This is a genomic window from Fulvimarina thalattae, from assembly GCF_040239565.1.
Taxonomy (GTDB): Bacteria; Pseudomonadota; Alphaproteobacteria; order Rhizobiales; family Rhizobiaceae; genus Fulvimarina.
On record NZ_JBEHWS010000005.1, the window covers coordinates 110,708 to 123,445 of the forward strand.

Annotated in this window: 10 protein-coding genes; 6 read left to right on the top strand and 4 right to left on the bottom strand. The window is 61.6% G+C overall.

Annotated features, from left to right (window positions below; genetic code table 11):
- Positions 1-147 precede the first annotated feature (147 nt).
- The 4 genes from ABRA89_RS08495 (at position 148) to ABRA89_RS08510 (ending at position 4,370) form a co-directional block, all read left to right on the top strand.
- Complete coding sequence (locus tag ABRA89_RS08495) at positions 148-621, top strand: RDD family protein (RefSeq protein ID WP_349941029.1); 474 nt, start codon at positions 148-150, stop codon at positions 619-621.
- Positions 622-771: 150 nt separating this feature from the next.
- Complete coding sequence (locus ABRA89_RS08500; RefSeq protein ID WP_349941030.1) at positions 772-2,601, top strand: SLC13 family permease; 1,830 nt, start codon at positions 772-774, stop codon at positions 2,599-2,601.
- Between the two features lie 16 nt (positions 2,602-2,617).
- Positions 2,618-3,367: an arginyltransferase gene (locus ABRA89_RS08505; protein ID WP_349941031.1), complete on the top strand. Its 750-nt coding sequence runs from the start codon at positions 2,618-2,620 to the stop codon at positions 3,365-3,367.
- A gap of 61 nt (positions 3,368-3,428) precedes the next feature.
- Positions 3,429-4,370 (top strand): DMT family transporter, encoded by a 942-nt coding sequence (locus ABRA89_RS08510; RefSeq protein ID WP_349941032.1) that lies wholly within the window; start codon positions 3,429-3,431, stop codon positions 4,368-4,370.
- 42 nt (positions 4,371-4,412) lie between these two features.
- On the opposite strand, the gene ABRA89_RS08515 is transcribed toward ABRA89_RS08510, so the two are convergent.
- The 3 genes from ABRA89_RS08515 to parC all read right to left on the bottom strand — a co-directional run bounded on the left by ABRA89_RS08515 (position 4,413) and on the right by parC (position 8,822).
- On the bottom strand, positions 4,413-5,027 hold the full coding sequence (locus ABRA89_RS08515; protein ID WP_349941033.1) for a GNAT family N-acetyltransferase: 615 nt from the start codon (positions 5,025-5,027) through the stop codon (positions 4,413-4,415).
- Between the two features lie 134 nt (positions 5,028-5,161).
- Positions 5,162-6,421 (bottom strand): DUF2235 domain-containing protein, encoded by a 1,260-nt coding sequence (locus ABRA89_RS08520; protein WP_349941034.1) that lies wholly within the window; start codon positions 6,419-6,421, stop codon positions 5,162-5,164.
- A gap of 148 nt (positions 6,422-6,569) precedes the next feature.
- Positions 6,570-8,822 (bottom strand): DNA topoisomerase IV subunit A, encoded by a 2,253-nt coding sequence (gene parC / locus ABRA89_RS08525; protein ID WP_349941035.1) that lies wholly within the window; start codon positions 8,820-8,822, stop codon positions 6,570-6,572.
- A gap of 219 nt (positions 8,823-9,041) precedes the next feature.
- Between parC and ABRA89_RS08530 the strand changes: the two genes are divergently transcribed.
- Together ABRA89_RS08530 and ABRA89_RS08535 are read left to right on the top strand one after the other, a co-directional pair.
- Positions 9,042-10,268 (top strand): hypothetical protein, encoded by a 1,227-nt coding sequence (locus ABRA89_RS08530; RefSeq protein ID WP_349941036.1) that lies wholly within the window; start codon positions 9,042-9,044, stop codon positions 10,266-10,268.
- Positions 10,269-10,341: 73 nt separating this feature from the next.
- The gene (locus ABRA89_RS08535) at positions 10,342-10,887 is read left to right on the top strand and encodes a 2'-5' RNA ligase family protein (protein WP_349941037.1); all 546 of its coding nucleotides are present in this window, start codon (positions 10,342-10,344) and stop codon (positions 10,885-10,887) included.
- Positions 10,888-10,932: 45 nt separating this feature from the next.
- Here ABRA89_RS08535 and aspS read toward each other — a convergent pair whose 3' ends face one another.
- Positions 10,933-12,720 carry an aspartate--tRNA ligase gene (gene aspS, locus ABRA89_RS08540; protein ID WP_349941038.1) on the bottom strand — a complete coding sequence of 596 codons (1,788 nt, stop codon included), beginning with the start codon at positions 12,718-12,720 and terminating at the stop codon, positions 10,933-10,935.
- Positions 12,721-12,738: the final 18 nt, after the last annotated feature.

Consider the following 12,738-nt stretch of genomic DNA (forward strand, 5'->3'; position numbering starts at 1 on the left):
TTACAATCGACCACAACAGGTGGAGATGTCGCGGCGCTGTCGTCTTGATTGTTTTCTGCCCGGTCGGGGCAAGGCATCGTTTGCGTTGTAAAATCTTCTGTCGATCACCATTTTCACAGTCAGATGAAAGCAACCTGAAGGACGACGATGGACCGCACTGCACCGATCTACGAAACGCCTGACACCTCGACCGCTCTCGACGAGCCGCGGCTTTATCGCAGCGCGCTTCGGCGTCGGAGTGCGGCGTTTCTGGTCGACTATGCGGTCGTGCTGCTTCTTTCTATTCCCGCAGCGATCGTCGTCTTCTTTCTCGGCATCGTGACGCTTGGCCTCGCCTTCGGTCTCTATGCGATCCTGCTGCCCGCGATCGCCATTGCGTACATCGCCTTCACCATGGGCGGCGAGACCCAGGCAACGCCCGGTATGCGGCTTGCCGACCTCGAGGTGCGGCGGCTCGACGGCGGGAAAGTCGATCCGACGCTCGCCGTTCTCCACGGTGTTCTCTTCTGGGCCTCGACCGCGATACTGACGCCGGCCGTCGTGCTGGTAGGCCTCTTCACACGTCGCAAGCAGCTCTTGCACGACGTCCTTCTCGGCACAGTCGTCTCCCGTAGACGCTGAAAAGAAACGATACGGGAAAGCCGTTCCTCCGTCGACCGCTTGAAGAGAACGGCTTTCCCCACGAAGCACTAACCAGCATCTGACTCCCGCCTTGCGTTGAGGCACCGCGCCCCCGATAACCGGAGGGTAAGGCAAGCAGCGCGGGTGGTCATGGATTCCCTCCATATTTGGGTGACATACGGGCTGATCGCCCTTAGCGTGATCGGCTACGCCATGGAGCGCTGGCCCATCGAGGCCGTCGCGGCAGCTTCGCTCAGCCTGTTTCTCGTCTTCTTTGCCGCATTTCCCTATGTGGCTCCGGATGGCAGCCGGCTGACCAGCGGCGACCTCCTGTCCGGCTTCGCCAATCCCGCGCTCATCACGGTCATGTGCCTGCTCATCGTCGGTCAGGGCCTGTTCGCCACCGATGCGATGGCCCATCCGGCGCACTTTCTGACAAAGGTTGGCGGGGCAGCCGGGCGATCAACGGTTCTGATCGTGCTAGCCGCAGCAGCGATCCTCTCGGCCTTTCTCAATAACACGCCGGTCGTTGTGATCTTCATTCCGATTCTAACGGTGATAGCGACCCAGCGCGCAGTTCCGGCAGCACACGTTTTTCTGCCGCTCTCCTATCTTTCGATCCTCGGCGGCATGACGACACTGATCGGTTCCTCGACCAATCTCCTGGTCGCGGGTGTTGCCCAGCGTTCCGGCATACAGATCGATTTCTTCGACATCACGATACCGGGTCTATGTCTTGCGCTTGTCGGCGGCTTTTATGTGCTGAAGATTATGCCGCGCCTCCTGACACCGCGAGAGACCGGCGACGGCCGTCCGATCGACGCGGGCGGCAAGCAGTTTCTCGGCGAGATCGACATCGACCTCGACCATCCCTACGTCGGCCTTACAGCGCGAGCCGGCCTGTTTCCCGGACTGAAGGAGCTGACGCCGCGCATGATTCTCAGGGGATCGGAAACGATCCTGCCGCCCTTCGACGACGTGACCCTGGCGCCGGGTGACCGCCTGATCGTCACGGCATCGCGCAAGGCGTTCTCCCGGGCGCTGTCGAAAGGCAATCTCGCCGTCCGCACGATCGATCCGACCTCCGGTGCCCAGAACCTCGAGCGCACCCGCAAGATCGGGCCGGACATGGTGATGGCGGAGGCTGTGGTTGCGCCCGGGTCGCGCTATGCCGGCCGAACCATGCAGTATTCCGGCCTCAGAACCCAGTTCGGAATCACCCTCTTCGGCTTGCAGCGCAAGAATCGGATGGCGCGCTCCGCGCTGTCGGATATCAGGCTCGAACCCGGCGATACGCTTCTTCTGTGCGGCCGTCAGTCGTCGATCAACGACCTTCGCGGCAATCACGACCTCTTACTGCTGGAATACTCCACCCAGTCGGTCCCGCAGTCTTCGAAGGCGGGCGTTGCCGGTGCGATCTTCTTTGCGATCGTTGCCATGTCTGCGGCCGGCGTCATGCCCATCGAAGTTCTTTCCTTCGCAGGCGCCGTCATGATGATGGTGACCGGCTGCCTCACGGTTGGGGAAGCGGCGCGATCCGTCGACCGATCGATCTTCATGCTGGTCGGTGCCTCGATCGCGGCCGCGACGGCACTGGAGGCTACCGGCGGAGCGCAGCTTCTCGCCGACGGCATGGTTTCGGCCCTTGCCGGCGCCCCAACCCTGGTGGTTCTCTCAGGGCTTTTCCTCGTCGTTGCGATCCTGACGAATTTTCTGTCGAACAATGCGACCGCCGTTCTCTTCACGCCGGTAGCGCTCGACATCGCGACCAACCTCGGCGCTTCGCCGATGGCATTCCTTGCCTGCGTCATCTTCGCAGCCAATGCGTCCTTTGCGACGCCGATCGGTTATCAGACCAATCTTCTTGTCATGGGGCCGGGTCGTTATCGCTTCATAGACTTCGTCAAAGCCGGCCTTCCCCTCGTCGTTCTGATATGGTTATGCTTCACCCTCGTCGCGCCCTTTTACTACGAGCTCTGAAGAGCGGTGATCAGTCTTGACGGTCCACCATCCGCAATCGCCGCAATTTTTTCTAACCTCACCCTCTCCATGCCCGTACTTGCCGGGCCGGGCGGAGCGGAAGGTTTTCACCCATCTCACCGGTGAGCGCGCCCCTGGTCTCCTCGACCTTCTGAGCCAGGGTGGTTTCCGCCGCAGCCAGAACATCGCCTATCGGCCGGCCTGCGAGCGGTGTCGGGCTTGCATCTCCGTGCGGATCATCACGGACGAGTTCCAGCCGTCTAAGAGCTTTCGCCGCATCCTGAAGCGGAACGAGGATCTCGTATCCTTCGAGCGCAAGGCGGAACCGACGAGCGAGCAATACTCGCTCTTCCGAAGCTATATCGACGACCGGCACCTGACCGGCGGCATGAGCGAGATGAGCGTTCTCGACTACGCCATGATGGTGGAGGACAGCCAGGTCGACACGCGGGTTATCGAATATCGCCGCCGCGTTCCGGGGGCCATCGGTGCCGAGGCCGAGAACGGCGAGCTCCTCGCGGTTGCCTTGAGCGACGTCATGGCCGACGGGCTCTCGATGGTCTACTCCTTCTTCGAGCCGGACGCCGCGGAGCGCAGCCTCGGTACCTATATGATCCTCGATCACATCCAGCGGGCCTTCGGAATGGGGTTGCCATACCTCTATCTGGGCTATTGGGTAGAGGGCTCGCCGAAGATGAACTACAAGATCCGCTTTCAGCCTCAGGAGCATCTGATGCCCAAGGGCTGGGAACGCTATCGCGGCTAGACATGCTCTTCCACACAGATCAACATTGCGGTGCCGGCGGCGCCGGTTCGGCTGAAGCTTTATGAGCGCTCCAGACAGTCCGGGCTCGCACCAAAAGAGCCTGCCGGGCGATCTCGGTGATTCGAGCCGCATCGGTCTGATGATCGTTGCGATCGGCGGTCTCATTCTCTCCTTCGATATCCCGTTGATCCGGCTATCGGAAAGCACCTACTGGTCGGTACTCCTGCTGCGCGGCTTCCTCATCAGCGGGGCGGCAATCGCCTACTGGGCATTCCGCCGCTTCGCGCTGCGGCACTCGACGAAGCTGATCGACGGCTGGAAGGGACTTCTCGTCACCTGCCTCTATGCTATCGGCGTGACGAGTTTTCTCGTCGCTGTCTTCAATACGACGGCCGCAAACACGGTTTTCATTCTCGCCTTCAATCCGGTCTTCGCGGCACTCTTCGGCTGGCTGATCGTCGGCGAGAAGCCGTCGCGGGTGACTCTGACGGTCATTCCTGCGACCATTCTCGGCGTCGGCCTCATCATGGGCTCAGGCTTTCAGAGCGACAACTGGATCGGCGATCTCGCTGCGCTCAACGCCGCCTTCTTCATCGCCATGGGTCTCGTCGTCTCGCGCCATTCGCGGCGGGACATGCGCTACGCCTCGGCGCTTGGTTCGATCGTCCCGGCGCTCGTGGCGATTCCCTTCGTCATGGGCGAAGGCTTCCAGTCCGAAGCGCCTCTCTGGCTTGTCCTCAACGGGGCCGTAGTCGTGCCGATAGCCCTCATCTGCCTCGCGGCCGGACCGATGTTCATCGCCGCACCCTTGGCCGCGCTCGGCTATCTCCTCGAAACGGTCTTCGCGCCCGTCTGGGTCTGGATGATCTTCGGCGAGGAGCCGACAAGCCTCGCCCTACTCGGCGGCGCGCTTATACTCGGCGCCCTCACCGTGCAGGCCGCCGACGAACTCCGGCGCGACAGCCGGCGGACGCGCGCCAGGAAGGCTTGCCTGCAACGATAGCGATGATGTCGCCAAGCCGGAACGGCATCACCGGCTTCGATGTCAGCGGCCCGCCGAACGAAAGATCGGAACGCGCGGCGCAGCAGACTCGTCGTAAAGCCCGATCAGTCGCGGATCGTCGGTCAGTTCGAGGAACTGTCGCTCGGGGCGGAAACCGAATCGCCGGTAGAACCGCATCGCGCGAGGATGATCGTTCGTGTTCGTATGCAGCCAGAGACGCTCGATTGGCTGGTCGAAGGCAAACGCGATCACCTGCTCCATCATGAAGCGCGCGGCGCCCTTGCCGATGTGATCTGGCATGACGCCGAAATAGACGATCTCGCATGATCCGGGCGTCGCGAGGTCGAGTTCCGCGAAACCCGCATCGTGCCCGTCGATCGACAGGACGAAGATGGCGGTCCTCCTGGATGAGATCGACGCAGCTATCTCTGCCTCTGGCAGGAGAAGCCGCGCATACCAGAGATGATCTCGCCCGACCGCACGGAACAACGAGAGATAGCGCTCAAGATCGAGATCCGGCACACGTTCGAATTGCCAACCGGGCAGCCCCTCGATTGGAGCGGGCGGCTGCCGGTCTTCAGCTCGCATCGCCATCACAGTGGCGATTGCGGCGAGCTTGCCGGGCGGGATTTCGGTGTTGCCGTCGGGAAGAGACAAGACGAGCCTTTAGCGAAAGGAACGGGGGCTTCTGGTCAGAAGCCGCTGTCCCCGGATAATCCGGTTTTACATCGACGAACAAGAGCCGCCCCTTTGCCGCAAGGACGGCTTCCCTGAAAAGCTCGCTCGCCCGTTCAGCTCGCCTTGATCGGATCGCGGCGGAGATAGACAAATTCCTGGCCGCCGCCCTGATTGAGAAGCGGGGCGAGGTTCAAAGGCTCGTAGATCGTGCTCGAACGCCGGTTGGAACTGTCGTCGTAAATGATCCCAACTTCTCGGCTCCAGCGCTTGATCAACGAGGGGTGGATCGATTCCCGGATGGTTCTGAGAGCAGTGCCTGTCTTATCGTCTTCGGGATAGACGACATCGGCCAGGAAAGGCGGATTGAAATGCTGCTCGCAGATGCGTCGGAGCGAGGGCGTCCAGCGGTCGGTATAGGAATAGGTGAAGCGCGATTCGTGCTGCGGCGACAGATGATCAAGCGTCGCCGGTGCCGGCAGAAGTCCCGCGATCTCATCGCTATCCAGATCGAGCCCACAATCCATCGCGCGGTCCGCCATCCACAGAAGCGGGATATCGGACAGGCTCCGCTGTTCGTAGCCACCGCCGACGTCGGAGTGAACGCCCGGGAACCAGACCTGATCGATCTGGCAGCCCTCGGGTTCTTCCGGCCCATCGGCCGGCCAGCTCGGATCACGCGTCCAGAGCGTCGGGACGAATTCGTCGCGGCACTCGTCGACGGCCAGCGCGTGGAAGGCATTCTTCACGATCGTCGAGGGATGGGTGTCGTGAAAGGTATGGTTCTGATCGATCTGGATGCCGAGAACGGTGGCGGGTATGCCGAGCTGTCCCACCGTATCCCACACGCCAAGAAACTGGATAGCCGGCCGATGGTGGCAATCCGCGCCGGACTTCTCGCAAAACGTCTCTGAGTCGCTGCGTTCCTTGTCCTCGGCGTAATAGCGCCAGGCCTCATTGAGCTTGTTCAGATATTGGCGCTTGAGGAGGCCGGAATATGAGATCAGGCCCACCAGACTGCGCGCCGCGAACGCGCCGCGGGAAAAGCCGAAAATATAGATTTCGTCCGCGGGAATCCTTTCGCCATCGACCTCACGCTCGGGCTGATAGTTCTGCGCGATGAACTGGTAGGCCGCCCGGATATTGTCTTCGACGCCGATTCCAAAGGCGCCTCCCAGCAGGCGTTGCGCCTTGGTGCCCGTCGTACCGACGCCACGCTGGTAAAGGACGATCTGCTGACGGTCTCCGCTGAGACCTTTCACAGCGCGGGCGATCCGCTCGACATTCGTCGCCTCCGCCCCGCTGTCGTCCGCGTTGTTCCATGTACCATCGAAACAAACGACAAGACGCTTCTGCAAACCCTTATGTGTGTGCATAATATAACCCGATATCGAAAAGCTGAATGTGAAGTGACGCCGACCGCGCAGCGTCACGAAGGCTATAAGAAGACAGACATGAAGTTAAATTTTCGAATACGTCATCTATCGAACAAAAGCCGCCGGCAACGCAGATAGGGCGCCCCTATCATCCGGCGAACTTGTTCGTCTTTGGAAATCCTTTTGGGACAAGCCGGCCAGCTTGGGCGCGGTCGCCCTTCCACTCCATCAGCTCTTGGTCGCTGCGCAGGAAGGCTCGGCCTGCGCTGTCGCTCCAGGTCAGTCCCTCAGCCAGCTTGAAGATCTTGGCGTCGGAGACGCCGCCATCTTTGTAGCGCTGTAGACGAACGCCCTTTCCACGGGCCATCTGAGGCACCTGGGAGAGTGGGAAGACGAGCAGTTTACGGTTCTCGCCGACGATCGCGACCATGTCACCCTCGCCAACCTCGCGTGCGAGCTCGACGGCCGATCCCTTGCCGACATTCATCAGCTGCTTGCCCTTGCGGGTGCCGGAAATCATGTCGCCTTCGGTCGCAACGAAACCGGTTCCCTCGCTGGAGACCATCAACCGCTTGCGGTCCGGCTCGGCAGTGAAGGCAGCGGCGATATCGTCCTTGTCGTCGAGATCGAAAGCGAGGCGGATCGGATCGCCCTGCCCTCGCCCGCCGGGCAGCTTGTCGGCCTGCATGGTGAAGACACGGCCATGCTTGGAGACGAAGAGGAGCTTGTCCGTCGTCATCGCATGGAAGGCGATGTTCAACCCATCGCCCTCGCGGAATGTGAGATTGGAAAAGTCCGCGAGATGGCCCTTCATCCCGCGCAGGAAGCCCTTGTTCGACAGGACGATCGTCACAGGCTCCTTCTCTATAAGGGCGGTGGTGATATCGCCGATATCGTGATCCGGAGCGTCGGCAAACCGAGTTCGCCGCTTGCCGAGCTTGGTCTTCTTGGAGAAGGTCTCGCGCACCGCGCGCACCTCGTCTGCGACAGCGGACCACTGCTTTTCGGTCGAACCGAGCAGCGCTTCCTTCTCGGCCTTTTCCTCGGTCAGCTGATCGAATTCACGCCGCAGCTCGAATTCTTCGAGCTTGCGCAGTGAGCGCAGGCGCATGTTGAGGACGGCTTCTGCCTGCACTTCGCTCAAGGTGAAGAAGCGCATCAGCTCCTGTTTCGGCTCGTCCTCCTCGCGAATGATGCGGATCACATCGTCGATGTTGAGGAAGACGATGAGATAGCCGGAGAGGATCTCCAAGCGCCGCTCGATCTGGGCCAACCGATGGCGGGCGCGCCGCTCCAGAACCTCGCGCTGATGGGCGAGCCACTCCGAGAGCACCTCTTTCAGCGAAAGCACCTTCGGTACTTTGCCGCCGGAAAGGACGTTCATGTTGAGCGGAATGCGCGATTCGAGATCGGTCAGCCGGAACAGCGACTCCATCAGGATCTCGGGATCGACGGTCTTCGACTTCGGCTCGAGAACGATGCGAATGTCTTCGGCGGACTCGTCGCGGATGTCGGCCAGAAGCGGCAACTTCCGGGCCTGCAGCAGTTCGGCGATCTTCTCGATCAGCCGTGACTTCTGCACCTGATAGGGAATTTCGTGGACCACGACGGACCATTGACCGCGCGTTGTGTCCTCGCGCTCCCAGCGCGCCCGAACGCGGAACGAGCCGCGGCCTGTCTCGTAGGCCTGGCGGATGGTCGCGCGGTTGTCGACGATGACACCGCCCGTCGGGAAATCCGGCCCCTCGATCGAGCGCAGGAGCTGATCGACGGTCGTTTCCGGATTTTCGATGATCTTCAGCGCCGCGTCGCAGAGCTCGGCGGCGTTGTGCGGCGGAATGTTCGTCGCCATGCCGACGGCGATGCCGGACGAGCCATTGGCGAGAAGGTTCGGGAAGGCGCCCGGCAGGACGACAGGCTCTTCGTCCTCCTCGTTATAGGTCGGGCGAAAATCGACCGCGTTCTCGTCTATGCCGCGCAGAAGGAGCGTCGCGACCTCGGTCATCCGGGCTTCGGTGTAGCGCATGGCAGCGGCGCTATCGCCGTCCACATTGCCGAAATTGCCCTGCCCGTCGACCAGCGGATAGCGGACCGAGAAATCCTGAGCGAGACGCACGAGCGCGTCATAGATCGCCGCATCGCCATGGGGGTGGAAGCGGCCCATCACGTCGCCGACGATGCGCGCGCACTTTTTATAGGCCTGCCCGGGATCAAGCCGCAGGACGCGCATGGCATGGACGATGCGCCGATGAACCGGCTTCAGCCCATCGCGGACGTCCGGCAGCGCCCGGCCCATAATGGTCGACAGGGCATAGGCGAGATAACGCTCTTCGAGCGCCTCGCGGAGATCGACTGGCTGAATCTCGCCGCCGCCTGAGGGTGGATCGACTGGCTTTCCCATAACTTTTGTTGTGAACGATCAGCCCCCGCCGAACAAGGGCGGCAAGGCATCACAGTCTGCCTAACAAGGGCGGTTTGAAAGTTTTCCCCATTCGTATCGGACTGGAAATGATTCCGCGTCGTCACCACCCTTTCGATTTCCATCAACCGCTCTAACATGGGCGGAGGGGTTTACAGCGGTTCATCGCGAAGCAACCGCTACAGGAAAAGGTATTGATCGATGCGTAGGATTTCCGCAGGACTCTCGGCCGCGGGGCTCGCCACATTGCTCGGAACCGGCACGGCACTTGCAGCCGATGCCGACGCTTTCGCCGAACGGCTCAAAGAGGCAATGTCCACCCAGGGCATCCCCATGTCCTACACCAGTGCCGCGTCGGAAGGCGATAACGTCGTTCTCAGCGGCGTGGTCTTCGGTACGGGCGAGGACGAAACCGATGTCGGCGACCTGACCTTCGAGAATGTCAGCGGATCGACAGAAGAAGGCTGGACCGCAGAGCGCCTTCCGATCGAGGACATCGAAGGGACGGACGAGAACGACACGACCGGCAAGACCGCGAATTACGCCGTCCGCGAGATGAGCATCGAGAACATCCAGATTGCCGGTACCTCTGCCTCTGCGGACCAGCCGGCGATTCTTCAGGCCTCTCCGCTCTTCTTCGACCGTGCGACCCTCGGATCGGTGAATGTAACGGTCGAAGGCGACGATGCCTTCACGCTCGAAGACGCCGTGCTGACGAACGCGATCGAGGACGATGGCGGATATTCGGGCGGTTTCGAGATCGCGAACTTCACCGCCTACGTCCCCGAAGAGTCGGAGGACGGCTCCGCCGAAACCGTGCGCTCGCTCGGTTACGAGGAGCTTTCGGGCTCGGCGAACGGCGAAATGTCCTGGAACCTGACCAGCGGCCGTCTGGCGATGGACGATCTCACCTTCGACGTCGAGGATGCTGGCAGCTTCAACATGTCCTTCGGCATCGGCGGTTATACCCAGGAGCTGGTTCAGTCTCTCCAGGAGATGAGCAAGCAGATGGAGCAGAATCCCGAAAGCGGCCAGAACGCCGGAATGGCGATGATGGGCGTTCTAGCCCAGCTGCAGATCCAGGGCATCTCGCTCTCCTTCGAGGACGATTCGCTGACCGAACGCCTTCTCGAATACTATGCCAAGCAGATGAATTCGACGCCACAGGACGTGATCGATCTCTCCGTACAGGTCGTTCAGGGCAATATCGCCCAGATCGGCGATGCAAATTTCCAGACCCAGGTTACGGACGCGATCCGCTCCTTCCTGGAAGACCCGGATTCCATCCGCGTTGCCAGCGAGCCGGCCCAGCCGATACCGGTGATGCAGCTCGTAGGCGCTGCGATGGGTGCACCGCAGTCCATCCCGAACGTTCTGAAGCTTCAGGTGCAGGCGAACGAAAGTGGGAGTTCCGAAAGCTCGCAGTAATCGAGACAACCAAGCCGGTCCGTCAGGGCCGGCTTTTTTCTTTCCCGCATCGGGTCCAGGGAGCCGATCGCCCATGACAGACGAAGCGCCGCTCATCCTGACCCTGCGCTTCGACGATGAAAGCTTCGATCGCTTTCAGAAGCTCAGGCAGGAGCACTTTCCGCCGTCCAGAAATCTCATTCCGGCGCATCTGACGCTGTTTCACCATCTGCCGGGCGACGAGCTGGAAATGGTGGCCGGACATCTCGACAAGACCATCAAGGAATGGCGGCCGATCAAGTGCCGTGTCTCCGGCTTGCGCTTTCTCGGAAAAGGCGTCGCCTACGAGGTCAACAGTCCGCAAGTGGAGCGGCTGCGCGCTGATCTCGCGGGGCATTTCTACGATCATCTGACAGCGCAGGATCGGCAGCGGATCAAGCCGCACATCACCATCCAGAACAAGGCCGAAGCCTCTGTCGCCCGCAAGCTCTATGACGAGCTCGACAGCGCGTTCGAGCCGTTCAACTTCGATGCAACAGGGCTTCTTCTCTGGTTCTACCGGGGTGGCCCCTGGGAGTCAGCCGGCGAATTCCTGTTCTGCCACGAAGGCCCGGAAATCGACAGCGAGATCGAAGCATGAGAGAGGGAACGAGACCGGCTTGAAGGTGCCGGTCTCGCGAGACGCTTATTCCTTCGCCTTCGGCGCCATGCGAAGACCAAGCTCTCTCAACTGAGCCGGGCTCGCTTCAGCCGGAGCACCCATTAACAGGTCGAAGGCCTGCTGGTTCATCGGGAAGAGAGCGATCTCGCGCAGGTTCCGCGCACCGCAGAGCAGCATGACGATGCGGTCGATGCCGGCCGCCATGCCACCATGGGGCGGTGCGCCATACTGGAAGGCCCGATAAAGCCCGCCGAACCGTTCCTCGACCGTCGCCTGATCATAGCCGGCCAGCTCGAAGGCCTTGACCATCGTCTCAGGCACCGAGTTACGGATACCGCCCGAAGCGATCTCGAAGCCGTTGCAGACGATGTCGTACTGGAACGCCTTGATCGACAGCGGCTCCTCGTTTTGGAGCGCATCCATGCCGCCCTGGGGCATGGAGAACGGATTGTGCGCGAAGTCGATCTTCTTCTCGTCTTCGTCGTATTCGTAGAAGGGGAAGTCGATGATCCAGGCGAGCTCGTAGCGGTCGCGGTCGACGAGGTTCAGCTCTTCGCCGACGCGCGTACGCGCCGAGCCGGCGAATGCCATGAACTTCTCTGGCCGGCCGGCGACGAAGAAGCACGCATCGCCCGCTTCGAGGCCGAGCCCTGTCCGAACCGCCTCGGTGCGTTCCGGACCGATGTTCTTGGCGAGCGGACCAGCGCCCGAAATCTCGCCGCCCTCTTCACGCCAGAAGATATAGCCGAGCCCCGGCTGCCCTTCGCCCTGCGCCCAGGAGTTCATCCGGTCGCAGAAGGCGCGCGAGCCGCCGGTCTTCGCCGGGATCGCCCAGACCTCGACCTTCTCGTCGTTCGCGATCATGTTCGCGAAGACCTTGAAGCCGGAACCGGCGAAATGCTCGGTCACCGCGCTCATCTCGATCGGGTTGCGAAGGTCCGGCTTGTCGGAGCCATATTTCCGCATGGACTCGGCATAGGGAATGCGCCGGAAGGTCTCCGATACGGGCTTGCCGTCGGCGAACGTCTTGAAGACGTCACGGATCACCGGCTCCATGGTCTGGAAGATGTCTTCCTGCTCGACGAAGCTCATCTCGACGTCGAGCTGATAGAATTCGCCATAGAAGCGGTCGGCGCGCGGGTCCTCATCACGGAAGCAGGGCGCGATCTGGAAATACCGGTCGAAGCCGGAGATCATCAGAAGCTGCTTGTACTGCTGCGGAGCCTGCGGCAGCGCATAGAACATGCCGTTATGAAGACGCGAGGGCACCAGGAAGTCGCGCGCGCCCTCCGGCGAGGAGGCCGTGAGGATCGGCGTCTGAAACTCGGTGAAGGCTGCGTCCTGCATCAGGGAGCGGATCTTCGCGATGATCTGCGTACGCCGCATGATGTTCTTGTGCAGCGTCTCGCGGCGCAGATCGAGGAAGCGGTATTTGAGGCGGATGTCCTCCGGGTAGTCCGGCTCGCCGAACACAGGCAGCGGCAGTTCCTTGGCCTGCGACAGCACCTCGATTTCGCGGGCGAAGACCTCGATTTCGCCGGTCGGCAGTTTCGCGTTCACGGTCTCGGCCGAACGCGCCTTCACCTCGCCGTCGATGCGCACGACCCATTCGCCGCGAACCGTCTCGGCCGTGCTGAAGGCTGGCGAGTCCGGATCGACCACCACCTGCGTCAGGCCATAATGGTCGCGCAGATCGATGAACAGCAGCCCGCCATGGTCGCGGATGCGGTGAGCCCAACCGGACAGACGGACGGTGTCGCCGACATTGGCGCTGCGCAGGTCGGCGCAGGAGTGGCTGCGATAGCGGTGCATGGAGGATTCGCTCTCTCA